This window comes from Streptomyces sp. NPDC044704, assembly GCF_056433525.1.
In genome coordinates this window covers 100,457-122,137 of sequence record NZ_JBWKGY010000021.1, presented here as the reverse complement: position 1 = coordinate 122,137, position 21,681 = coordinate 100,457, and the positions used below count along the sequence as shown (strand labels likewise).

Sequence of the window (21,681 nt, the reverse complement as noted above, 5' to 3'; positions counted from 1 at the left end):
CCGTTGACTCGGTGGCAGGTGCATTGGTGCAACCCGCGTCGGGAGGTGTCGTGGTACGCGGCCGATCCGGTGCTGGTGGGCCTGCCGACGCTGGCAGAGTGGGCACACGCCCACGGTACGCAGATGGGGCAGCCGGTACTGCTGCGGGCCGATGGTTGGTCGGTGCCGGAGATCAACGGGGTCTTCGCCTCGGCGCGGATGCGAAACGCGAGCGCTGGCACACGCGGGAGTAATGCTCAAGACCTGTGGATCGGTTCGGGGAGGAACGCGGAGGGCGTACCTTCCCGGATGATCCCGTGATGGTCATCGAGTGGGCCCGCGTTCGCGGCGCCGGTCGGGAAGGCATGCCCGTGCTCACCGTAGTCAATTCCGACGGCTCCACGCGAGACGGCTCCCTGCCGGACGAGATCGTCCGCGAGGGCGCCCGGCGGATCCTGGCCGCCGCCCTGGAGGCCGAGGTCAGTTCCTACATCGCCGAGTTGGCCCATGAGAAGGATGGGGCAGGGCGACGTCTGGTGGTCCGCAATGGCTACCACCAGCCCCGGAAAGTCACCACCGCGGCCGGCATGATCGAGGTCAAGGCCCCGCGCGTAAACGACAAGCGCCTCGACAAGGCCACCGGCGAGCGCCAGCGGTTCTGCTCGGCCATCCTGCCGCCCTGGTGCCGCAAGTCCCCGGAGATCGCCGAAGTGCTGCCCCTGCTGTACCTGCACGGCCTGTCCACGGGCGACTTCGTTCCGGCGATGCAGCAGTTTCTCGGTTCCACCGCGGGCCTGTAGTCGGCCACCGTCACCCGGCTCACCCAGCAGTGGCAGGCTGGCCATACCGCCTTCCAGGGCCGCGACCTGTCCGGCACCGACTACGTCTACGTCTGGGTCGACGGCATCCACCTGCGCATACCCCTGGACGAGACACAGGCCGCCGTCCTGGTCGTCATCGGGGTCCGAGCCGATGGCACCAAGGAACTGGTCGCGACGGCGCCCAACTCGTCGCCCTGGTCCGCGCCGGAGCCCGCTTTGAACGTGGTCAGCTGGTCGAGCGGCCCGCGCCTGCCGCTGCCTGACCGAGCTCGACCGTCGACGAGCCGCTCCCTCACGCCGCGGGCGGCCAAGCGACCAGCCTCAGATTCGCAGGGGCCGGATTCCTGCCCAGACACCGCAACGTGAGCTGCCTGCCACGTAGCCGAGGTGTCCAACCGTGGTGAAGCAACGCGTCCCGGATGGCTCCGGCAACCAACCCCGGTGCGACCACCACGCCGTGCTCAACCCACGTCACCATGCGCTGTCCAGCAACTTCCTCATGCAGGACGACGATCGCCACGCCGGATTCGTCGTCGGGCGCGACCACCCAGCGATAGCGCTCCCCGTCGACGACAACAACCCGCGTGCCCTTTTTTGCTATGGCCATGCAATGCAGCTTTTCAGGTCTTGTACCGCCGCACGAGCTCGCGCACAGATTGATGTGCCTCTGTCGGGGCGTCGTGCAGCACGGCGGGGCCTCAACCGATCCGGCGCCAGACGTCGTCTGGATGTTGCCTCACACGCGCAAACTCCAGACTCCATCTCGACGCGTTTCGCACCTCTGACCAAGGTCAACCAATCCACGGTTATTGACAATTACTCCAACAGCTGGCCACGAGCTGACCTGGGGCGCACGAGGCTGCGTGAGCATGGTCAGTGCTCACGGATCCTTGCCCACCACCAGCCGCCCACCGTGAAGGCGTTCACCAGCCCAGGACTCGGCAGAGTGCGACGCTCGAACTCATCGTCAATACGAGCGACCAGCCGACCGAGATCGCGCCGGGCACCGTGAGGGAGGTGAAACATGACCTCTTCCAGATCGTCGCGGGCATACTCCACCTCCAGTCCAGGCTGCCAGACCGGGGATGCGTTCAGATAACGGCCGGGCTGCCTGAAGGCCCACTCGAAACGGGCGAGCGCGTCAACGACCGCACCAGGCCACATCTGCTCGTCCTCGACACGGCGGACGGCTGCACGAGTCTTCGCGGAAACGCCCCGGATCCGCCCTACCACCACGTGTCTGCCAGGCCGCCACAGTTCAACGCGGACGGCCCTCGGGCGCCTACGCGGCATCGCCCTTTCTGATCAACATGCCGCCATCCTGCCACGAACGCAGCCGGCATCGCACTAGTGACCGCGCCCCCACCACCCGAGGATGCTCTCACTTCCCACCAACATTCACGCGCTCATCGCCCACTTGCGTGATGCCGAAACCCACCAACAAGTGCTCTCGCCTGAAGGTTCTGGCACAGATCTTGGGGAGCGGTCGCGGAGCGTCATATCGGCGTGCGATCTGCGGCTCGGTGATCTCCTGCGTTGCGGCCGATGGCCCGTGGCATCATCAGGCCCGTGAGAGGACGAGTTGTGCGAACCCAGGCCGAACGTCTTAGTGGATACCGCCGCGTCCTTGAGGCAAGAAGTCCGGACGTGACCGCTGAGCGTCTGCGTTCGCTCGCGGTCGATGAGATTCGACCGGTGCGGCTGTGGACGGCGCGCAGTCTCCTGGCACCACCTGATGCGTTGGATCGGCTCGCACGGGACGTGGATTCGTCGGTTCAGTGGAATGCGTTGATCAACCCAAACCTGCCGGAAACTGCGCTGCGCTGGCTCGCCGATCTGGAGGCGAAGAAGGCTGGCACAAGATGGTTCATTCTTCGTGAACGCATCGTTCATCACCCCAATGCCTCGGAGGCGCTGCGGGCGGAGCTCGTGGCGGTCGGGGCCTGCAGTTGCCCGCAGCCGTGCGGCCGGAACGTCTATGCGCGGCAGACTTCGACGGTGGCCGAGTAAGGCCGCCCAGTCCGTATCGCCACGTTGCGGCGTTACTGGAGCGGGAATCATTTTTCGGAGTAGTTCGAATCCAGCTCGGCCGTAGGGCTGCCGCTTGATCTTCTTGATTCGGTTGACGGCGCCCTCGATGCTGCCGGAGCCCCGCTGACACTGCGTCGAGGTCTCGGACAAGGTGCCATGACCCTGTATAGCAAGGTCATTCGGCCGGCTCCGAACCCCAGCCTGGCGGCCGGCCGAGCACCTGCCGCCCGGCCAGCGTGAGCCCCACTGGCTCCAAGGAATGGTCGAGCCGCGTGGTGAACCATGCGTGCGGGGCGGCCAGCCGGGCGAACGGCTCGGCGAACGTCCGGCGCGGGCAATCCGGCGCTCCGCAGATGAAGCACCGGACCGTCAGCCGGATCACGAATCCCTGCTCTGCGAGTGGATGGTCCGTCAGCCTGCGCTGGTATCGGTCGTGGACCCGTCCCGAGAACTGGCCGCAGTCCGGACACGCAGCCCCGGCCGGGCGCCCTCTCGCCACCACCTCGATCGTGCCGACGCGGCTGTAACCCCGCCTCGACATCCATATCGTCGCTCCCGCCGAACACCAGCGAGTCCCAGAACGGTGCGCCGGTCTGCATGACCAGCACCATTACCGTCTAGAACCGACCGCGGAAGGGACGACCAAGAACTAGACGGAGCGTCATCTGCGGCTGCCGGGTAGGTAGGCGTACGCGGTCTCGCGGGACCCATCCCCTCGCAATCGAACACCAAGGTGACGCCCTGCGTCGCTCCCCAAGACCTGTCCAGAAATGTCGAGGGCGTCGATCTTCTGGTCGAGGTTGCCGATCTGCAAGCTGACCGCTGTCGATCTGGACTTGATGATCCCGAGGCCGTGGCCGGGGCTTCCGCATGGCTTCGGGCTTTGCGCCGTCCGGCCAGGTGGGGTCGAGGGGTAGGCCGCCGGTGCCCTCGTACGCCTCGGGGGTCAGGGACAGGACAGTGACGGGCTCACCGGTTGTGGTTGAGCTGGAAGGTGATTACGTCGACTTCGTCGGTTCCCGCCAGATCCGGGTAGTGGCTCTTGAGGCCTTCCCGGAGTTCGGTCGCGGTCGTCAGCCCCTCGGCTTGGGCGTCCTGGTGGGTGAGGTCGCTGACCAGGCAGTGCCTGATGCCGGTCACCTCTGCCGGCAGGACGACTTCGGGGTCGCTTTCGAACACCAGCCGTGCCGGCCCGAGCTGGGCCGGGTCCCGGAAGCGGGTGGTCTTGGTCTTGGCGCCGGAGCGGACGGCTTCAAGGTAGCGGGGGTTGAACCGGATGATCGGGGGACCGGCCGTCTCGGGGTCTTGGTAGAGCGAGGGGTCGAGACCGTTCATGCCTTCCGGGGTCCATCGCTGAGTCAGCGGCATCAGGTCGGCGGCGAGAACGGACCTGGGCCCCGCGGGAGTCGGCACGATGACGCGCATGGTGGGGTAGTAGTCCACGAAGACCTGCCGATCGCGCCCGCACGGGCCGATGACACCCCGTCCGTGGTTTCCCACGGCAACGATGCAGCGCATCTGGCGGGCGCCCTGGGCTCGTGCGGCTCCCAGAGCCACGAGTTCGGCGCAGGGTCCGCCGGTGAAGTGGAAGAGGTTCACCCCGGCGAACATCCGGTAGTCGGCGGCCATGACCGCGGCCCCCATCGTGTGGATCCCGTCTTCGTCGGGCCCGGCGTCCGTATGCGCGTCTATGGTGCGGCGTGCCAGCTCCACGAGCTCACGCTCGTCATCATCGAGAGCTCGTGCAGATGACGGTACGTACACGTTTTCGGCCTTCCCTTTGGTCAGCAGTCGCCAAGATCATTCCACGCCATGCAGGAGGGCTCCACGGGATTTCGGCTCGCCTTGACTGGGCCCCATGGTGGTTCCGTGGGCAGGGATGGAGCGCCCTGGCTGAGGCTGGGCGTGGTGACGGACGACGATCCCGGGCCGCGGCAGGGGAGCTTGGTGCCGCGGCGCCAACGCGTCGGTGACGTCGCAATCGGTGGCCGGAACGCTTTCGGCGGTCACTGCCATACGTCCCGGGCGGCTTAGTCCGCGTGGCCAAGCCCAACCCGTTGCTCGCCGACCGCGAGTTCGTCTGCGGCCGCTGTGACTTCGCCTGAAAGGGCGACGAGGCCGACCGCCCAGCAGGCCCGTATCGCCGTCCGGGACATACCGGCGCGAGAACCGGTCAGGAAGGTGCAGGGCTGACCACGCTGCCGTGGCAACGTAGGGCAGACGACCGTCATCGGTTGACTGGCTCGCACGTCGCGCTCCAAGAATTGGCGGCTAAAAGCCCGGTTGCTGCTCTTTCCGTCGCTGCGGTGGATCCGGCAGCGGCACGTCCCTGCATCTTTGGAGGCACGGCCAATCGGTGGCGACAACCTCGGGGGTGGGGCAGGCATGCCACTGGTAGGCCGTCATCGCCGGAACAGCCTGTCCTCCCCGCGCTGATGGCGGACCGGGAACCCCTTTCGAGATTCCGAGATTCTCGTTGTCCCTGCTTTGCCGCTGGTCAGGGCATGTGCAAGTGGTCCAAATGCCGCTCAGCAGTTGCCAGCCCCGCGAGGTTTCCCACGGTTCGCTCGCAGAGGCGTGGCGCCATAGAGGTGTTGCCGGGCAGCCGGGAGCCAGAAGTGGCTTGCATGGGCATGCCAGGATATGAGGCTGTGAAACCGCGCTGGGATCTTCGTCGGCGCCACGATCCTGCTCCCCAACTGTGCGACTGTCAACGGTCGTTGGCAATCCAGCCACGATCGTTGGTGATCCGGCCACGATCGTTGGTGAAGCTTGGCCGCAGGCCGAATCGGCGACGTATGGTCGCACCACATACCAGCGACCTGGTCGTCACTCTCAACTCTGGGAGCACATCGGTGAGCAAGCCCCACCCCCCTCTCAGCGAGACGTTGGCACGGCTTGACGCGCTGATCACCGAGAGGGGCCTCGACCGCGCCGAGGTCGTCGACGTCTCCGCGCTCTCCAGCCGCACTCTGTTGACGGAAGGGGAGGTCAACAGGCTGCTGGCGGGTGAGGAACTTCCAGAAGAGAGCATCAACGAACGCGTCAGCGGGCGCGTCAAGATCCTCTTCGAAAAGCTCGTGGCTGAGACGGGAAGGCGGGCTACCGACGTACGCCGGGAGATCGCTTCTCAGCTCGGCCTGTCTCCCGAGTGGGTGCGACAGCTGTGCCTCGGCGCCAAGGTGCCGGCCATTGAACACGGAGTTCCCCTGCAGGAATACTTCGAGAAGTTCTTCGGGACCGAGGAGGGGTTCCTGTGGGCGACGAAGTCACAGCTGCTGAACAGGGCACTTCAGTCAACACTCATGGAACTCGAACGCCTGTCCAACCAAAGTCGACTTGAATACCCCCCGAACGACCCCATGAACCAGATCATGGAGGAACTCGGGTTGTCAGGTACCTCCACCCGCGCCAAGACCCTCTCGCCTGCGAGAAAGACCACTCTCGCCAAGAAGATCCGCGAGTGGATCGACGAGGACGGCGACGAGTGAGCACCAGGGCGATGAAGACCCTACTCGCAGATCTCGCCAGGGAGACCGCCAGGATTCTGGAGTTTCCTGCCGAGCCGGAAGAGTTGATGCAGACGCTGTGCAACGTCATGTCCGAGCAAATGCCGGAACAGATGAAGAAACCGATCAGGTTGAGGATCCGCCCGTTCCCCGACAGTACCGGGGCCTCGGGTCTCACGCTGGAGGGCGACAAGTTCATTTTGGTCATCGTGGAACAGCGCACACCGCCGGAGCATCAGCTCACGATCTTGGGGCACGAACTGTGGCACATCAAGAGCGGAGACTGCGGCCATCATGGAATACCGGTCGCCGCTGCCGCCCGCCGCTTCGGTACGGATGACGACATCCCCTGGGGGGAATTGCTCAGGATCGCGGCACGCTCGGACGTACAGGCCGATCACAATGTGCAGGCTGAGATACGAGCCGAGGAGTTCGGCCTGCTCGTCGGCAGCCGATTCCGGTCGTGGTTACCCGGTCCACGCGCCCGCGACACGATTACCGAACGAACTCGGGCGGGCCGAATAGCCTCATCACTCACGGCCAGAAGCGGACCAATGGGCTGATGGAAGCAACTGACTTACGCATCCCGTATATGGTGCCCGCCGTCTTCTTCATGGTGGCGCTACTCATCAAGCTGCCCACCCTCAGGCGCGCCTTTCGCGATCCCAATGTCCGCTCGACCAGCCTGATGCTGTTCCTGGCGACGCTGATCTTCCTCTCCATCGCGCCCACCTCCGTCCACAGGATCAATACACTCGTCGGCGTCCCGAATGTCGCCGCACCATGGACATATTCATTGCTCACCGGCTTTGGCGGCTGCTGCCTCAGCATGCTCATCACATGGCAGGACGGACCGGGACCACAGCGCCTTCGGCGCACACGCCGCGTGTGGATCATTCACATGGGGATAATCGCGGCCCTCTGGGTTTCGTTCTTCATGGCCGATGTCCCCACCGAGCGCATAACGGATCTCGATACCTATTACGCCACCACGCCATGGATGCGGGAGCACATTCTCCTCTACCTGCTGGCCCACATGGCCTCAGCCATGGCCGCGGTCCGGCTGATCCTGCCCTGGGTCAAGGAACTCGAGTCGGCTTGGCTACGAGCGGGTCTACGCCTCCTTCAGGCAGGCTATGCATGCGGCCTCGTTTTCGATGTCACAAAACTATGCGCGCTCGCCGCCCGCTGGTTCGGCACCCCCGACTGGGATTTTCTGAGCTTGCACATCGCCCCCAACTTCGCATTGCTCAACGGAATTCTGGTCGCCCTCGGTTTCATCCTGCCCCAAGCCGGCCCGTTCCTGCGGGATCGTTGGACTGATCATGCGACCTACCGCCGTCTGAGGCCGCTGTGGCGGCTGCTCCACTCGATCGACCCGTCGCCCGTGCCCCTCCGCGTCCGCCAGTTCTCCCCCTTCCCCCTGCGTCTGATGCGACGACAGACGAACATTCGCGACGGTCTGTTGCTCCTGGCGCCTCACCTTGACGACCAGCGTCGCCGTACCGCGTTCCACTCCGCATTGGAGGCCGGGTACGAGGAGCACTACGCGCGGGGAATGGCCGGCGCGATCGACATCCTTGTGGCGGTCGATCTCTTCCGCAGCGCTAAGAGGCCTGAGGACGTTGAAAGCTCCGCCCCGATCAGCAGTGAACTGATCAGCGTGGAACCGATTTCGCTCGCTCTCCGATCCCCGTCACGAGTTGAAGCCGTTCGACGGCTCGCAGAAAACAGAAAGAGTAGTCACACCGATGGATGAAGGCTCTACCGCACCGCGGCGCACGGCAATAGTGGTCGGCGGAGGAATGACGGGCATGCTTGCCGCAGCCGTTCTGGCCGACTTCGCCGACGTCACGATCATCGAGCGCGACGCACTGCCCGAAGGCCCCGAGCCTCGAAAAGGACTTCCCCAAGCACGCCATGGCCATCTGCTGTGGTCTGGCGGAGTCAAGGCATTCGAGGAACTCCTGCCCGGCATCGTCGACCGACTCGTCACCCATGGCGCCCGTCGCGTTCCGGTCATGGCGGGTCTCGTCTCGAAGGCCCCCTCCGGCCAGTGGTTCCGCCGCTTCGACGCCTGCCGCCACACCAACCTCGTCTGCAGTCGTGATCTGCTCGACGCGACCATTCGCACGGAAGTCCTACGGAACCCCCGCATCACTTTGCGTCAGGAAACCGAACTCCTTGCTCTGGAGGGTGACGCGCGCTGGGTGACCGGAGTACGCATCAGGTCCGCCGGCGCCGAAACGTCACTGGCCGCAGACCTCGTGATCGATGCGAGTGGACGAGGCAGCCAGGCGCCCACGTGGCTGAAAAACCTGGGCGTACCGGCGTTGGAGGAGCGTGTCGTCGATGCCGGCGTCGGCTATGCGAGCCGCATCTACCATGCGCCTGGCAGCACCGCCGACGGTTTCCCGCTCGTCAACGTGCAGGCGAACCCCAGCGACGCGCCTGGCCGAGGCGGCATCATCATCCCGATCGAAAACGGACGCTGGATGGTGACCCTCTCCGGCACCCGCGGCGGACAGCCCTCGAATCGGAACGACGACTTTCTGGATTTCGCCAATTCGTTGAGCGATCCCGTCATCGGTGAACTGCTCGCAAACGCAGAGCCGGTCGCCGATGTCGTCACCACCCGTAGCACCGCCAACAAGCGGCGATTCTACGAGAGGGCCGCGCACTGGCCGTCCGGATTCGCTGTCCTCGGCGACGCCGTCGCCGGATACAACCCCGTCTACGGACACGGACTGACCGTTTCGGCCCAATGCGCCGTCGCACTCAGAGACGTGCTCCACAGCCACGAGCTCGGTAGCCGCGGAACGGCGCGCCGCGTTCAGCGAGCCGTCGCACGTCCGGTGGGAATCGCTTGGGCTTTGGCGGTGGGTCAGGACGTCTTCTATCCGGGGGCCAGCGGGAAGCCGCCGACAAAGCTGGAGAAATTCCTCGCATCCTTCATCGACCGCGCCGTCGATGCCGGCGCACGCAACCCGCATGCCCTGAGTGCTCTCCTGGACGTCATGAGCATGGAGCGGCCGCCCTCCCGACTGTTCAAGCCCGACATGCTGCGCCACATGTTCACGGGCCGGAAACTCGCCTACCTGGATGCCGCTCCGCTCTCCGAACGCGAACGGAAGTCCGTCGCCGCCTGAGGCCCCCGAGAGCGCAGATCGGGCTGCACCCTCAAGGAAGCGGGCAGCTTGAGGATCATGCCGGATGGAGCCGCGCCATTTTTCCCTTGGGTCGTCCCGCCGCCCTGTCAGTCGGCAATCACGTGCGTACGGGTCCGGCCGTGGCGCGCATCATCTGCCCCCAGGGTGGGGTGCCCGGGTGTAGGAATACAGCCGGTCCACTTCGATGAACCCGGACTTCTCATAGAGGGCGTTGGCCGCGGTGCGGTCCCTGTCGTCGCCGGGCGGGGCGTCGTCGTCCACGTAGAGGATGACCTCCGTGGCGCCGAGTCCGGCAGCCACATCGAGAGCCGAGCCCAGCATGGCCCGGCCCGTACCGCGTCCCCGTGACCCGGGTTCCACCTGGATCCACCACAGCACGGCGGTTCCCTGGAGCGGCAGGCCGACCACGGCTTCGGCACACACCCGGCCCCCCTCTTCCGCTTCCAGGCGCCGGGCCGGCCGGCCCTCCGGGTCAGGTCCCACCCGGACGTGGGCCAGGCGGGGCAAGGCCGGGGCGGGGAGGGCGGCGCGCATGTAGCGCCAGAGCCGCTCGCCGGTGAACCCGGCATGCTCCAACGCCCGCACCGTTGCGGGGCGGTGGCCGGCCGGGAGTGCCTCGAGGCCCTGGGAGAGGGCGGAGGCGAAGTGGAACGCCTCCACCCTGCGGGTACCGAACACGGTCAGGACATGGCGGACCAGCAGGTCGGCGGCCGGCCCGTCCTCGCGGCAGTGCAGCCACAGGAGCTGACCGGTGCCGTCCCTGGGCCGGAGCGCGTACGAGACGGCACCCGTCACCGCCCCGTCCCGGTCCACCGCGAGCCAGGTCCGCGGCGCCTCCAGTTCGGCCCACCATCCCGCGTCGACCGGGGAGCGGCCCGCCAGGGCCTCGGCGAGCATGGCCGGATCCGGTACCGGCTGGCCAGGCAGCCGGTCGGCCGCCACCAGTCGCAGCACCGCGGCCTCGTCGCCGGACGCGTAGGGACGAAGGACCACCTCATGCACGGGACTCACGGGTACGACCCTGGCCAAGTCCGGCCCGCCTGTCCAGAAGGCGGTACGGGAGCGACCGGGCCCGCCCGGCTCAGTGGTACGGGGACGGGTGCCGTACGGGTCAGGCCGTGCCGCCCTGCTTCTGCTTCTTGATGAACTCGGTCATGTCGGCGGTGTCGGCAGCCGGCGGGGCTTCGACGGCCCTGTTCGTGCCGAAGGACAGGAACTCCATCGACATGGACACGTTGCCGCCGCTCTGGTCGAGGCGGGCCGGAGCGCCGTTGTCGTCGATCCAGATGTCCGTGACGATCTCGCCCTGGAGGCCCAGGTTCTTCTGCATGTCGGCGACGTCGGAAGCGACCTGGCCGGCGGGCACGGTCGCACGGTAGTGGACGGCGTTCTTGCCGTTGACGCTTTCCGTGGCGACGGTGGTGACGTCCTTCGCGTGCTTGAGTGTCTTCAGGCCCGCTGTCGGGTCACCGTTGACGCTGTTCATGCCGGCCGCGCCCTTTTCGCCCAGCACCGCGGAGGCTTTGACCTTCAGCCAGGTCTTTCCCTCGAAGGGGCCCGAGGCCACCGGGTCGACGCCGTAGTAGTACGTGCCGTCCACGAGCCGCGCCGTGACCGTACCGTCGGCTACCAGCGGTTCCATCCCGATCTCCTTCGCCGCCATCTCGGTCTCCATGGCGACGCCGTCGCCACCAGGTGTAGAAGCCCTTCAACTGGACCGGCTTGCCGCCCGTGTCGGGGGACCAGCCGCAGCGGTGGGCGACCGCGGTGACGGGGATGTCGTCCGCCAGGAGGATCAGCGCGCGGTGGAGCCTGATCTGAGTGCGCCACTGCAGGTAGGTGAGGCCGAGGTCGTCGCGGAGGCGGCGGGAGAGGGTGCGGGCGCTGGCGCCGATCTGGCGTCCGAGGTCGTCGAGTGAGCGGTTGTCGGCCGCGTCGGCGCGCAGGATGTCGTGCAGTTCGCGGAGCAGAGGGTCGGTGGGAACCGGCAGGTGTAGCGGCTGTTCCGGGGAGAGGGCGAGCTGGTCGAGCATGACCGCGCGCAGGCGCAGGTGGGGTGGGCTGTCGTCGTCGGGGTCGCGGGTGTACGCGACGATCAGTTCGCGCAAAAGGGGGCTGACGGCGAGGACGGCGGGTTTGTCCAGGCCGAGGGGGTTGTCGGTGGCGGGCAGGCCAACGAGGTGGAGGTCGAGTTCGCCGTGTGCCTGATGCTGGTGGACGGTGCCGGCGGGGATCCAGAGCGCGCGGGTGGCGGGGGCAACCCAGGAACCGGCGTCGGTGGTCACCGCGATGGCGCCCCGGCCGGCGTAGACGATCTGGTGATCGTCATGGCGGTGCGCATCGATCTCGCCGCCGGAGGCCAGGCGCTGGGTCCGGGTCGGCGCAACGGATGCGTGGCGGACTTTCTGCCTCACCTGTCAATCTACCGAAAGCGCGACACCGGGCGCTTCTCCCAGCATGGGAGCGTGCGAAGGAATACATCGATCTCCCTGCTGGCCGTGGGACACGCCTGCGTCGACATCTACCAGGGCGCCGTCGCGGCGCTGATCCCGTTCTTCGTGGCCGAACGGGACTACACCTACGCGGTGGCCTCCGGCATCGTGCTGGCTGCGTCCCTGCTGTCGTCGGTGGCCCAGCGGCGCATCTCCTTCAGGCTGGCCCGGAGATCTCTTCGATCGAGCAGAGCGGTGTCCTGTAGGCGGTACCAGACCCCATCAGGCAGATCCCGCTTGTGGCCGGCGGCTCGAAGATCCCGCACAAGGTGGAGAACCTGGTGAAGGCGGACAGGGTCCACTCGCAGAGGGTGCTCGGTTCTGACTGTGTTAACGCGGCGCCGGCCGTGTCCAACTTCCCTGGTGTCCCGGTCACGGGCCGGTCCCAGATGTCGCGCCCTCCTCGTCGGCAGTCCCGACTGTCTCGGTTGTCCGACGTCAACGTCTCGGCCTGGAGTGCATCCCCGGTAGTGACGTGGGGGCATCGTGATCAGCAGTGCGAGGGTCGGCACCCGACTGGGTCAGAGGTCGCGCGTCCGTACGTGCAGGTGACCGGCGAGGGGGTAGGTGGGCGGTGCTGAGGGCAGGACCGTGGTCAGTGCGTACCGACTCTTCTGTGCGACGCGGCAAGATGCTGTGTTGTCCACTTGATGCAGGAGTTCAAGGCGCGTTAGCCCGTTGCCGGGGAAGGCGGTAAAAGCCCACTCCGTCAGTGCCTGTAGTGCTCGGGGTGCCACCCCCCGGCCGCGCGCATGCGCTGCGGTCCAGTAGCCGACCTCGGCGGACGAAGTGCCCGGTAGGACGTTTTTCAGGACTATATGCCCCGTCAATGTGCCGTCGGTGCCTGCAGTTTGGGATTCGACGACGGCGAATCCGAAGCGGTCTCCCTTATCCCATCCCTGTTGTTGTTCGTGAATCCAATGAGCCGCGCTCGCCTCGTCGTTCACAGTTGAGCTCGTCCACCGGCGCAGGGCGTCATCCCGATACAGTTCAACCAGGTCGGCAGCGTCCGCCGGGCCCCAGGGACGCAGTATGAGAGCGGGGGCCGACGGTGTGGCGTCTGCCTCGAGCAGTGCAACGATCTTCTCCATTGGCCGAGGATATGTGGCCGCAGCAGCTTTCAGCGCCGCGTGTAACTGCGGCGCGGGGCTGTGTGGTTGTTGCGTCATTGGACTGCCCGTATCCGCAGAGCTGTGACGGCCTAGTCGATCACCGTGAGGCGTTCCAGTGTCGGCCAGTCGTTGATCAGCGCGAGCAGCCGGAGGTACTGGTCCCTGCGCGGATCGCTCGCGGCTTTCAGGCGCTGTAGCAGCCACCGGTGCAGCTCGGCGTCATCGGAGCGGCCGTGGGCGAGCGCGCAGTGGGCGGTGAGCGCCGCGACGACAGGATCGGCCTGGGGCGAGTCGGGGCTGATGCCGCGCGCCACGACTGGCCCAACGAGATCTCGAACAATGGCGATCATGTCTGGGTGAGGTGGTGTGGGGGCGACGTCGTGCAGGGCGGCCGCGTGGTCTTCGGCCAGGCGCCGCACACTGGCGCGGAAATCCGGGTCCAGAGACAGTTCAGCCAGCTCCACCCATGCTCTGATCTGCTCGTCCGTGGGGCTGTCGGGGAGCTCGGGCGTCATGGAACGCCGAGCTGCGGCGTAGTAAGAGCTGCGGTAGAAGCCTTCGAAGACGCTGTTGAGGAAGTCGTCGATCAGGCGTCGGCGTAGCCGGTAGCCGGCGTGGGTGCGGCCGGCAGGCTCAACGATGCCCCGATCGGAGTAGACCGGATGGTCTTGACCGTTAGCCCGGTGCGCTGGGCCAGTTCGCCGATCGAGTAGAGGGCGCCGCAGTCCACGAGCTCACCTTCCTGTCTCCCCCTGCAGGAGACTCAAGTCTGCGCTCCCTGTCTCCACCCCTGCCGCGGTTCCGAGACGGGCGCCGTGGACGTTCGGGCTGAACGGCTTCAGCTCGCGGCGGAGTCGCTGTAGCTCGTCGTCCTTGGCGGCCAGGACGTTCAGAAGGAGCCGGTGACGCTCGGCGAGTTGACTGAACTCCATATACGTGAGGGTGAGTTTGCTGGCAAGTCGCTGATTGAGATCACGTAACCGGGCCATGCGGGCTTCGCGCGGATCGGGCTGCCGGCCCGCCGCCCAGGCGGCTGCCCGCCGCTTCTCGAACTCGTCCTTGAGGTGGCCCCAGGTCCGATAGAGGGACGCGCTGGAGATGCCCGCCTCGCGGGCGAGCCTCTTGACGTCGCAGGCGCCGCCGGGCGGGATCGGCCCGGCCAGCAACCGGTCGATGGCAGCGCGGATGCGCCGCTCGATCTGGTCGCGCTGCTGGTGGCTCAGTGCCATGTCATCCGGTCTTTCCGGTTGCCGTGTCGATCTCTTCGAGAACCTGCATGGACCGCTCGTGCTCGGCCCGCAGCCGGTCCTTCTCAGCGGGCGGGATCCGAGGGCTGGCCGGCAGGACGACGCCGTTGTCGGCCCTGGGCGAAGAGCGTCTTGTGGCGTGCGGGGTGGTTCCCGTCCGTGATCCGAAGCGCCAGAGAGGCCCGGTGCCGGGAGGGTGAGGCGCTTGACTAGGGTGAACACGCGTGCGGGAGTTGACTGACCGACGGCTTCCCGGCGTGTCATCGAAGGAGCGTCACCAGCTGTGAAGAAGATCAAGGCCGCCATCCTCGCGTTCGCCGCCGTGGCCGGACTCGCCGTCGCCGCCGCGCCGGCCCAGGCCGCCCCGTGCAGTACCGGCGGCGCCCAGTACATCTGCGAGTACGGCGTCACCAATCACGCGCTTCCGGGGGACCAGCGGGAACAGTTCCTGGTCGGCACCGATTACGCGGTGTGGACCCGCTGGACCACCAATGGGCAGTGGTCCGGCTGGTACTCCCTGGGGGGAACCGTGTGGAGCAAGGTCAGCATCAGGGAGCAGACCGACATCGGCCCCCACGCGATCTGGATCTACGCCAAGGGCTCCAACACCCAGACCTGGGGTCGGCTCCGCACCGCTCCCGGTGCGAACTGGAGTGGATGGGACTGCCTCAGCTGCGCCGACCGCTGAGTCCCTCCCCGTCGCGGATTCGACTGCGTTCGACCCGTGGTAATGGCCCCGGGCGGGATGCGTCCGCCCGGAGCCGTCCGTCGTGGCTGCCGGGCACGGCAGCGCCGCGCCGGATGCGTGGTGTGGTGTCCTGGGACCGGCCGCTGACGCTGTGGCACGCGGAGGGGATGACGTGCCGCGCCGCCGTACCGTGCTCGGCCCGGGCCTCGGACATCGGAGGGGCAAGCGAGGACGCTGAGCTCGCCGGAGCGGCCCACAGTGACCTCGGTGGGGGCGCGGACCAAAAGGCGCGGGCAGGTCTCGGTCCTAACGGCCGCCGGCCGCTGGCGCCGTCGGGTGCCACTCGCGGCGGAGGAGACCGAAAACCCAGGAGTCGGAGACGTCGCCGTTGACGACGCAGTCCTCGCGGAGGGTGCCTTCGCGAACGAAGCCGAGCTTCTCCAAGACCCGGGCGGACGCCACGTTGCGGGTGTCTGTCTCGGCCTGGACCCGGTTCAGGTCCAGGGTGTCAAACGCCCACCGCAGGACGGCGTGAGCGGTCTCCGTGGCATAGCCGTGGCCCCAGGCAGCGGAGTCGAAGACGTAGCCCAGGGACGCGCTGCGGAAGTCCGGGTTCCAACTGGTCAGGCCGCACCAACCGATGAACGCGCCGTCGGAGCAGCGGTCGACGGCCACCCGCGCTCCCGTGCCTTCCTCCTCGATCGTCTGGCAGGTCGCGATGAAGCGCTGAGCGCGGGCCCGGTCGGTCCACGGCGGGGAGTCCCAGTAGCGCAGCACGTCAGCGCTGCTGTGCAGCGCGTAGAGCGGCACCGCGTCGGCGTCGGTGAACGGCCGCAGTCGCAGGCGGGCGGTGTGCAGCTCGGGGGTGCGCAACGTCATGCGGAGCATCCTGCCGCGTCACGCTCACCCCCGACCATCCGTTTATCCGGACGGTCGGGGCGCGTACGTCCCACGCCGGACGCGCCGCATGGGCGGTGGTCCGCAGTACCGTCCGGCATGGCGAGCGGACGGCGGCGGTACTGGCGCGCCCTCAGGACGCCGACCAGACCCCGCAGCCGCAGGTGGGGACCGTCCGTGGTGACCGGGGGCGACGGCACGCGTCTTTCGGGAACCCACACCGGCGATCCGGGGCAGGAATCCCGGGCTGCCCCGGCCCGCGGATTCAGGCCTGGGGCGGATACGGGAACTCAGTGGCGTCGCCGAAGAAATAGTCGTACGCCTTCTCGAGAAACGCGTACAGGTCGTCCTCGCTGCAGAAATCGAGACTCCCCTGCGTGATGTCCTGCCACTCGACGAGCGACATCTCCCGCGTGCGAATCACCTCGGCGAATCCGTCACGCTGGTCCGCGACGGTCTTCGAGAAGGGGCCAGGGTTGGCGAGACTCCCCTGGATCCCCTTCTTGAGGTCTTCCGGCTCATTCATGTAGTCGGGGCCGAAGGCGCTGCCGATGAAGGACTTCGTCTTCGCGTCCATGCGCTTCTCCTAGGGGTGTCATCCCGGCGCGGGACTGGGTACATCGTCTTGAGGTCGCCCGTGCTCGGGTCGTAGACGGCGAAAATATCGCCGTCCTGGAAGTCCACGGGAAGGCGTTTCACAGAATCGTCTGTGGCCCTCGGGTCACCGGGATCCACGTAGTAGTTGGCTCCAGGGGGCTCGATGTCCTCCGACCGGACCTCCGCCGTCCGCGTCTACCGCTCGCCCACGGCACCCCTCAAACACCGCACCGTGCCGCCGGCCACGGCCAGGACCGCCGCGATCCGACGATGCCGCAGCACGCACGGCGAACGGACCCGAACTCACGGAGAGATGACACCCAGCCTCGGAGATTCGGCCCCCGCGGTCCCCCGGCCCCGACCGACGCGACGGCTTCACCATCGGCAGGAGTCCCTCGCCCCGCATGCTCGGCATTGCCATGAGGACGCCCGGCTGGGGCCGTACCCAGTCGTTTCGTTCGTGGGTGCTTAGAAGATGGTCGTGCCGGTGATGATGACGGCGAAAACTACGAGGCAGAACAGGGTGAGGGAGATCCGGCCGGTGAGAGCCCGATACCGCTTCGCGTACCGTGCCTCGTGCCGGGCTATGTCTGCTTCCACACGCGGGTCCGGCGCCCAGCCGGGCGCCCGTCGCTCCTCCAGGAGGGCGCGCAGGGCCGCCGTTTCATGTGAAAGTCGCTCTTCACCGAGTTCGGTGGTGTCCAGGTTCGGCAGAAGCACGCGTCGGCCGTCCGAACGGTAGGCGTAGACGACCCTCTCCGGGGTCGCACGCTCCCCCACCGGGGGCGAGGGCGGAGCGACGGTACGGATGTCGTAGATGTCGGCCCAGCCGAAGCGGCGTGTGCGCATGCCCGCCCGGAGGGAGATGCCGTCGGCGTCGACGTTGGTGAAGGTCCGCGGTGCGGCGCCCAGAGCCCAGAGGAAACCAGCCGCGCAGGCGACGGTGGTCGTTATCTGCAGCCAGAGGGGAAAGGGCTCGTTCCAGGTATGCAGGAGGAAAGCGGCGATCGGTAGGCCCGCTACCCACACGACTGTGAACGTCTTCTTGGTCGTGGTTCGATAGCGGCGTGGCAGTGGTCCTTCGTGCACGGTCTCCCCCTGAAAAGCCGAGATGGATCTTGAGCTGCTACATGATCGCAGCCGCCTACCGGGGGCATACGAGGAGGTGGTCGTAGACCGCTCGCTCGCCACGGCCGGGGCCCATGGGACTGGCGGTGGTCGGGCGGTGGTGGCTTTGGGAGCGTCCCGCCCACGAAACACCCACCACGGGAGCCACAACTCACCGCGACAACGGCAACGGCAGCGCCAGCGGCATCCCGTCCCGGCCGGCGCTCGCGGTGTGCAGCCCCACCGATGACCCGGACCGATCGAGCCTTCAGATGCGCTCCACCACCAAACCCGGTACAGCCGGCGCTGCGGCACGGCGAGGGGCCGGTGACCTCGCACAGGGGCGCGGCCCGGTGAAGCCGCCCTACGGCCCCTGATACGGCGGCCGGGCACCGCCATCTGTCCGTCGGCGCTGTCTTCGGCGGTGGCGAGGGCGACACGGCGCTGCCGGCCTGGGCCGACGGGGTCGGGGGCGGCCGGAAACACCTCAGGCTTCGCCGTCCGCGACGGCCGCACGTACACGGTCACCGAGCAGGAACCACTGCTGCAGCACAGCGGAGCCACTGGCTCAGCCCCAGAAGGCACGGGTGTTCGAACAGCTAGTTGGTCTAAGCCGGCGTGCACGCCGGTTGCCTGCCCGTGAGGCTGAGGCGTCATCTTCGGGCTAGGGAGAAACATGCCTCAGGAGCAGTGCGAGGCGGCCAAGGCCGACCTCGAGCGAGCACAGCAGCTAAAGATTCGTCTTCACGGGGAGTGGGACGAGGCCAGGGAACGGCTTGCCGAGTTGCAGGCGGCACTGCCCCCGGACCCCAAGGAGATCACAGCCCAGGAGATCGCGGTCGAAAAGTCCCGGAAGAGGTTCAGGGCGGCGGAGGAGAAGGTCACAGAATGCAGAGATCGGGTGGATACCTTCTGCGGCGACCACCTGTAGCCCACAGCACGGGCAAGCCGTAAGGGCGGCCGACCGTGCCGGCGCCCTGGGCCGCGGGCGTCGTCCTTGGACGTGTGGGCAGCCGTTTCGTCAGGAACGGCGATCTCCCTCTGCGCGGGGTGTTCCGGCCTGCGTCTGCGACAAGGCGATGCGACGCCGGGCGAGATCGACATCAATGATCTTCGCGGTGAGGGCGTCGCCGACCGCGACGACAACCGGGGTCGCTTCATCCAGCTCGCTGGTGTGCACGAGCCCTTCGAAGCCGTCCTCTCGGTCTTCGATGCGGACGAAGACGCCGAACGGGAGGATCTTGGTGACCTGTCCGGTGACGACCTGTCCGAGCCGCTGCGCGACCTGCGGCCACGGGTCCTCCTGCACCGCTCGCAGCGACAGCGGTACCCGTTCCCAGACCATGTCGACGTCGAGGACTTCGGCGGTGATCTCCTGGCCGATGCTGACGACGTCAGATGGGTGGCTGAAGGGACGCCAGGACAGCTCCGGAATGTTGATCATCGCGGTGAAACCACCGATGTCCACGAAGGTGACGCCGAAGCTGGCGATGGAGGTCACCGTGCCGGTGACAACCTGACCGCGCCGCAGAGTCTTCAGGAAGGCCCAGTCCCGGTCGCTGGGTGTCGGCTCGGTCTGCCAGCGAGCGCGGAGAACCCCATCGCTGTCGGGCAGTACGGCGGTGAACAGCGGGAGATCTTCACCGGCGTACATGGATACGACGCCGGCAGCACGCGCGTCGGCGAGCTGGGAGGTCACCGCCTCGAACTGGGTGTCGTCCACGACCGTGCTGGTGATCTGCCCGTCCTGGTCCTCCCAGATGATCTCCACCAGGCCTTCATCGGGCAGGGCGGCCACGGCCGTGTCGATGTCGGTGAGCAGGTCCGGCCAGACCGCCAGCTGCGAGCGCGGGGCCAGTCGGGATCGGGCGGTTTCGATGGTGTCGCTGCTCAGGCGATGCCACCGGGATGCGTTGGCGGCGAAGGCCTCCTGCAGGAACACGGCGCGGTGGGCGCTGACGGTCCAGTCCAGGCGGGCCCAGAAGTCGGCGTCGGCCGGACGCTGTACGTACGCGGGGTCGTCGGGGGCGAAGTCGTACGGCGATGCGTCCAGGCGTTCCGGGAACAGGCCGAGCGCGCGGGTGCGGGTCAGCGCGGCTTCGCAGGGCCGGCTGCTGCCGAGGTAGAGGCATTGGTCCCAGCCGACGTGCACCGTGAACGCTCCCTCCGCCTCCAGGCGGCACCAGGCGCCGTTGTCGCGGAGCATGGCCCGGACGAGTTCCAGGCCGACGTCGATCGGCACCAGTGCGCCGTCGTGGGACCCGGCGTGGTCGGCGGGAAAGAGGCCGGCCAGGCCGTGGCCGTCGATCGGTGGTTCCAGGCCGAAGTGGACGAAGCCTGCGAGTTGCGGCTCCCGGATGACCAGCTGGTCGACGCCGGTGTCCTCGGCAAAGGCGGCGACGGCCTGCAGGTAGGCGGCTTCGACCGGCCCGTGATCACTGGTCGCGGGCTCAGTACCCGCGTAGTGGCCGTTCTGGTCGCGGTCGGCGGGGTCGTACTTCGTGACCTGGTAGACGTAGGGCAGCACGTCACTGCCCGCCGGGCTTCGACAGCGCGGGTGCGTTCTCGTGGCGCTCAATGACGCGGTAAACGGTGGCGCGGCTGACAGAGAAGAGCTCGGCAAGGCCGGCGATGGTGTGCTCGCCGGACTGGTGCTGCTTGACCAAGTCGGCCTGCCGGCGGGCGGTGAGCTTGGGCCGCTTCCCCTTGAGCTTGCTCTTGGCCCGCGCCACTGCCACGCCTTCGCGGGTACGCATGCGCGGAAGGTCGACGTCGAACTCGGCGAAGGTGGCCAGGATGCCGAAGGACATCTTGCCCATCGGGTCGGCGGGGTCGTAGAGGGTGCCGCCGAGCGAGAGCTTGACCCTGCGGGCGGTAAGGGAGTCTCCGATGTCGCGGGCGTCGGGCACCGAGCGTGCGAGGCGGTCGAGCTTGGGGACGACGAGGGTGTCGCCGGCACGCACCGCCGCCAAGGCCTGGGCCAGGCCGGGCCGGTCGCGATCGGTTCCGGTCAATCCGTGGTGGTCCACGTGGATCCCGTCCTCCGGAACGTCCAGGCTGAGGAGGATCTCGCGCTGGGCGGTGAGATCCTCCTTGTCCAGACTGCATCTCGCGTAGCCGAAGCGTTCACTCATGCCCGGAGCGTACGGTGAGTGCCCGCTGACCAAACAGTTCACCGGACGACCCCCTGAATGAGACCGCCGCTTGCACGACCACGTGAAGGGCCGGATCCTGCAGGGCGGCGACAGCGGCGGACTCCACGTCGACCGCGGTGAGTGATGCGGGTATCTTGATCGCCGGCTTGCCGCCCTTGATGCCTCGCATCGGGTTGGCGAGTCGATCGCGGCGACCAGGACGGTGGCCTCGAAGCGGTCGTCCTCGACGCCGACTACGACGCGCCCCGCATTGCCCACCTCCTCAGCGATCTGCCGGTCGAAGTGCTGGGCCGGCTGCGCTCGGACCGGTTCATGCGCAAGCCGGTCCCGGTGCCGTGGATCGACCACAAGGGCCCCTTGCCGGTCATCGAAGGCACGGTGATCCGGTTGGCGGTCGCGAAACTGCCCAGCGGTGGGGTGAACAAGCCTGTGTGGCTGTGGCGGTCCCGGACCGGTGCCCGCCCCGAGGACGTGGATCCGTGCCGGCAGGCATTCCTGCGCCGATTCGACGTGGAGCACACCTTCCGCTTCCTCAAGCAAACTCTCGGGTGGACCCGGCCCAGGCTCCGGGACTCCGGCGCGGCCGACCGCTGGACCTGGCTCGTCCTGGCCGCACACGCCCAACTCCGCCTCGCCCGCCCCCTCGCACGGGACCCGCGCCGGCCATGGGAGCGACCAGCGGAACCGAACAGACTCACCCCCGCCCGGATCCGGCGCGGGTTCAGGAACCTGCACGCGAAGACGGGCACGCCGGCCGGTGCACCGAAACCCACACGGCCCGGCCCCGGCCGCCCGCTCGGCTCGAAGAACAGGCGGCCCGCCACCCGCTACGACGTCGGGCGGCTCTTCGCCACCGGTGAGTCCTACACCCGACCC

The 21,681-nt window shown here is 67.5% G+C and carries 20 protein-coding genes and 6 pseudogenes; 10 read left to right on the top strand and 16 right to left on the bottom strand.

Annotation, left to right across the window (positions count from 1 at the left end; genetic code table 11):
* Nucleotides 1-350 precede the first annotated feature (350 nt).
* Nucleotides 351-974, top strand: a pseudogene (locus tag AC07B0_RS34180) (transposase); the annotation flags it as partial.
* A 118-nt stretch (nucleotides 975-1,092) separates the two neighbouring features.
* On the opposite strand, the gene AC07B0_RS34175 reads toward AC07B0_RS34180, so the two are convergent.
* Nucleotides 1,093-1,407, bottom strand: a complete 315-nt coding sequence (locus AC07B0_RS34175; RefSeq protein ID WP_478899850.1) for a hypothetical protein — start codon at nucleotides 1,405-1,407, stop codon at nucleotides 1,093-1,095.
* Between the two features lie 266 nt (nucleotides 1,408-1,673).
* Complete coding sequence (locus AC07B0_RS34170; RefSeq protein ID WP_469383098.1) at nucleotides 1,674-1,964, bottom strand: hypothetical protein; 291 nt, start codon at nucleotides 1,962-1,964, stop codon at nucleotides 1,674-1,676.
* A gap of 483 nt (nucleotides 1,965-2,447) precedes the next feature.
* Here AC07B0_RS34170 and AC07B0_RS34165 point away from each other — a divergent pair, with 483 nt between their 5' ends.
* Entirely contained in the window at nucleotides 2,448-2,810 is a 363-nt protein-coding gene (locus AC07B0_RS34165) for a hypothetical protein (RefSeq protein WP_469383137.1), read from the top strand.
* 196 nt (nucleotides 2,811-3,006) lie between these two features.
* Here the strand turns inward: AC07B0_RS34165 and AC07B0_RS34160 are convergent, their stop codons facing one another.
* The 3 genes and pseudogenes from AC07B0_RS34160 to AC07B0_RS34150 form a co-directional block, all read right to left on the bottom strand.
* Nucleotides 3,007-3,213 (bottom strand): hypothetical protein, encoded by a 207-nt coding sequence (locus AC07B0_RS34160; protein ID WP_478899848.1) that lies wholly within the window; start codon nucleotides 3,211-3,213, stop codon nucleotides 3,007-3,009.
* Between the two features lie 27 nt (nucleotides 3,214-3,240).
* Nucleotides 3,241-3,372: pseudogene (locus AC07B0_RS34155) on the bottom strand (hypothetical protein); the annotation flags it as partial.
* 428 nt (nucleotides 3,373-3,800) lie between these two features.
* Entirely contained in the window at nucleotides 3,801-4,544 is a 744-nt protein-coding gene (locus tag AC07B0_RS34150; RefSeq protein WP_469383094.1) for an ASCH domain-containing protein, read from the bottom strand.
* Between the two features lie 1,142 nt (nucleotides 4,545-5,686).
* On the opposite strand from AC07B0_RS34150, the gene AC07B0_RS34145 reads away from it, so the two are divergent.
* From AC07B0_RS34145 to AC07B0_RS34130, 4 genes are read left to right on the top strand one after another with little or no spacing between them, the layout of a single operon-like run.
* Nucleotides 5,687-6,322 (top strand): hypothetical protein, encoded by a 636-nt coding sequence (locus tag AC07B0_RS34145; RefSeq protein ID WP_478899833.1) that lies wholly within the window; start codon nucleotides 5,687-5,689, stop codon nucleotides 6,320-6,322.
* On the top strand, nucleotides 6,319-6,903 hold the full coding sequence (locus AC07B0_RS34140) for a toxin (RefSeq protein WP_478899831.1): 585 nt from the start codon (nucleotides 6,319-6,321) through the stop codon (nucleotides 6,901-6,903). The genes AC07B0_RS34145 and AC07B0_RS34140 overlap by 4 nt, the downstream gene beginning before the upstream one ends.
* Complete coding sequence (locus AC07B0_RS34135; RefSeq protein ID WP_478899829.1) at nucleotides 6,903-8,099, top strand: MAB_1171c family putative transporter; 1,197 nt, start codon at nucleotides 6,903-6,905, stop codon at nucleotides 8,097-8,099. Before AC07B0_RS34140 ends, AC07B0_RS34135 begins: the two co-directional genes overlap by 1 nt.
* Nucleotides 8,092-9,489 (top strand): FAD-dependent oxidoreductase, encoded by a 1,398-nt coding sequence (locus tag AC07B0_RS34130; protein ID WP_478899847.1) that lies wholly within the window; start codon nucleotides 8,092-8,094, stop codon nucleotides 9,487-9,489. Before AC07B0_RS34135 ends, AC07B0_RS34130 begins: the two co-directional genes overlap by 8 nt.
* 150 nt (nucleotides 9,490-9,639) lie before the next feature.
* Here AC07B0_RS34130 and AC07B0_RS34125 read toward each other — a convergent pair whose 3' ends face one another.
* From AC07B0_RS34125 to AC07B0_RS34115, 3 genes and pseudogenes are all read right to left on the bottom strand, one after another.
* Complete coding sequence (locus AC07B0_RS34125) at nucleotides 9,640-10,521, bottom strand: GNAT family N-acetyltransferase (protein WP_478899827.1); 882 nt, start codon at nucleotides 10,519-10,521, stop codon at nucleotides 9,640-9,642.
* 100 nt (nucleotides 10,522-10,621) lie between these two features.
* Complete coding sequence (locus AC07B0_RS34120) at nucleotides 10,622-11,152, bottom strand: SCO4651 family lipoprotein (RefSeq protein WP_478899825.1); 531 nt, start codon at nucleotides 11,150-11,152, stop codon at nucleotides 10,622-10,624.
* Between the two features lie 97 nt (nucleotides 11,153-11,249).
* A pseudogene (locus AC07B0_RS34115) lies at nucleotides 11,250-11,924 on the bottom strand (AraC family transcriptional regulator); the annotation flags it as partial.
* Between the two features lie 51 nt (nucleotides 11,925-11,975).
* Here AC07B0_RS34115 and AC07B0_RS34110 point away from each other — a divergent pair.
* Nucleotides 11,976-12,146, top strand: a pseudogene (locus tag AC07B0_RS34110) (MFS transporter); the annotation flags it as partial.
* A 377-nt stretch (nucleotides 12,147-12,523) separates the two neighbouring features.
* On the opposite strand, the gene AC07B0_RS34105 reads toward AC07B0_RS34110, so the two are convergent.
* The 3 genes and pseudogenes from AC07B0_RS34105 to AC07B0_RS34095 form a co-directional block, all read right to left on the bottom strand.
* Nucleotides 12,524-13,093, bottom strand: coding sequence for a GNAT family N-acetyltransferase (locus tag AC07B0_RS34105; protein ID WP_469383083.1), 570 nt, complete (start codon nucleotides 13,091-13,093; stop codon nucleotides 12,524-12,526).
* Nucleotides 13,094-13,203: 110 nt separating this feature from the next.
* Nucleotides 13,204-13,844: pseudogene (locus tag AC07B0_RS34100) on the bottom strand (MerR family DNA-binding transcriptional regulator).
* A 4-nt stretch (nucleotides 13,845-13,848) separates the two neighbouring features.
* On the bottom strand, nucleotides 13,849-14,343 hold the full coding sequence (locus AC07B0_RS34095) for a hypothetical protein (protein WP_469383080.1): 495 nt from the start codon (nucleotides 14,341-14,343) through the stop codon (nucleotides 13,849-13,851).
* A gap of 301 nt (nucleotides 14,344-14,644) precedes the next feature.
* On the opposite strand from AC07B0_RS34095, the gene AC07B0_RS34090 reads away from it, so the two are divergent.
* Entirely contained in the window at nucleotides 14,645-15,049 is a 405-nt protein-coding gene (locus AC07B0_RS34090) for a DUF8189 domain-containing protein (RefSeq protein ID WP_478899824.1), read from the top strand.
* Between the two features lie 306 nt (nucleotides 15,050-15,355).
* Here AC07B0_RS34090 and AC07B0_RS34085 read toward each other — a convergent pair whose 3' ends face one another.
* From AC07B0_RS34085 to AC07B0_RS34075, 3 genes are all read right to left on the bottom strand, one after another.
* Nucleotides 15,356-15,928, bottom strand: a complete 573-nt coding sequence (locus AC07B0_RS34085; protein WP_478899823.1) for a GNAT family N-acetyltransferase — start codon at nucleotides 15,926-15,928, stop codon at nucleotides 15,356-15,358.
* A gap of 283 nt (nucleotides 15,929-16,211) precedes the next feature.
* Nucleotides 16,212-16,523 carry a hypothetical protein gene (locus AC07B0_RS34080; protein WP_469383075.1) on the bottom strand — a complete coding sequence of 104 codons (312 nt, stop codon included), beginning with the start codon at nucleotides 16,521-16,523 and terminating at the stop codon, nucleotides 16,212-16,214.
* A gap of 488 nt (nucleotides 16,524-17,011) precedes the next feature.
* The gene (locus AC07B0_RS34075) at nucleotides 17,012-17,572 is read right to left on the bottom strand and encodes a PH domain-containing protein (RefSeq protein WP_478899822.1); all 561 of its coding nucleotides are present in this window, start codon (nucleotides 17,570-17,572) and stop codon (nucleotides 17,012-17,014) included.
* Nucleotides 17,573-18,326: 754 nt separating this feature from the next.
* Between AC07B0_RS34075 and AC07B0_RS34070 the strand changes: the two genes are divergently transcribed.
* Nucleotides 18,327-18,581, top strand: coding sequence for a hypothetical protein (locus AC07B0_RS34070; RefSeq protein ID WP_478899821.1), 255 nt, complete (start codon nucleotides 18,327-18,329; stop codon nucleotides 18,579-18,581).
* Between the two features lie 90 nt (nucleotides 18,582-18,671).
* On the opposite strand, the gene AC07B0_RS34065 is transcribed toward AC07B0_RS34070, so the two are convergent.
* Both AC07B0_RS34065 and AC07B0_RS34060 read right to left on the bottom strand, forming a co-directional pair.
* The gene (locus tag AC07B0_RS34065; protein WP_478899820.1) at nucleotides 18,672-20,177 is read right to left on the bottom strand and encodes a S1 RNA-binding domain-containing protein; all 1,506 of its coding nucleotides are present in this window, start codon (nucleotides 20,175-20,177) and stop codon (nucleotides 18,672-18,674) included.
* Between the two features lies 1 nt (nucleotide 20,178).
* Nucleotides 20,179-20,784, bottom strand: a complete 606-nt coding sequence (locus AC07B0_RS34060; protein ID WP_478899819.1) for a recombinase family protein — start codon at nucleotides 20,782-20,784, stop codon at nucleotides 20,179-20,181.
* Nucleotides 20,785-21,021: 237 nt separating this feature from the next.
* On the opposite strand from AC07B0_RS34060, the pseudogene AC07B0_RS34055 reads away from it, so the two are divergent.
* Nucleotides 21,022-21,669, top strand: a pseudogene (locus AC07B0_RS34055) (transposase); the annotation flags it as partial.
* Between the last annotated feature and the right edge of the window lie 12 nt (nucleotides 21,670-21,681).

Excerpts from the sequence above, each read along its gene's own strand:
- AC07B0_RS34175 (WP_478899850.1), bottom strand. The coding sequence starts at position 1,407 with ATGGCCATAGCAAAAAAGGGCACGCGGGTTGTTGTCGTCGACGGGGAG.
- AC07B0_RS34170 (WP_469383098.1), bottom strand. The coding sequence starts at position 1,964 with ATGTGGCCTGGTGCGGTCGTTGACGCGCTCGCCCGTTTCGAGTGGGCC.
- AC07B0_RS34135 (WP_478899829.1), top strand. The coding sequence starts at position 6,903 with ATGGAAGCAACTGACTTACGCATCCCGTATATGGTGCCCGCCGTCTTC.
- AC07B0_RS34130 (WP_478899847.1), top strand. The coding sequence starts at position 8,092 with ATGGATGAAGGCTCTACCGCACCGCGGCGCACGGCAATAGTGGTCGGC.
- AC07B0_RS34120 (WP_478899825.1), bottom strand. The coding sequence starts at position 11,152 with ATGGAACCGCTGGTAGCCGACGGTACGGTCACGGCGCGGCTCGTGGAC.
- AC07B0_RS34105 (WP_469383083.1), bottom strand. The coding sequence starts at position 13,093 with ATGGAGAAGATCGTTGCACTGCTCGAGGCAGACGCCACACCGTCGGCC.
- AC07B0_RS34095 (WP_469383080.1), bottom strand. The coding sequence starts at position 14,343 with ATGGCACTGAGCCACCAGCAGCGCGACCAGATCGAGCGGCGCATCCGC.
- AC07B0_RS34085 (WP_478899823.1), bottom strand. The coding sequence starts at position 15,928 with ATGACGTTGCGCACCCCCGAGCTGCACACCGCCCGCCTGCGACTGCGG.
- AC07B0_RS34080 (WP_469383075.1), bottom strand. The coding sequence starts at position 16,523 with ATGGACGCGAAGACGAAGTCCTTCATCGGCAGCGCCTTCGGCCCCGAC.
- AC07B0_RS34070 (WP_478899821.1), top strand. The coding sequence starts at position 18,327 with ATGCCTCAGGAGCAGTGCGAGGCGGCCAAGGCCGACCTCGAGCGAGCA.
- AC07B0_RS34060 (WP_478899819.1), bottom strand. The coding sequence starts at position 20,784 with ATGAGTGAACGCTTCGGCTACGCGAGATGCAGTCTGGACAAGGAGGAT.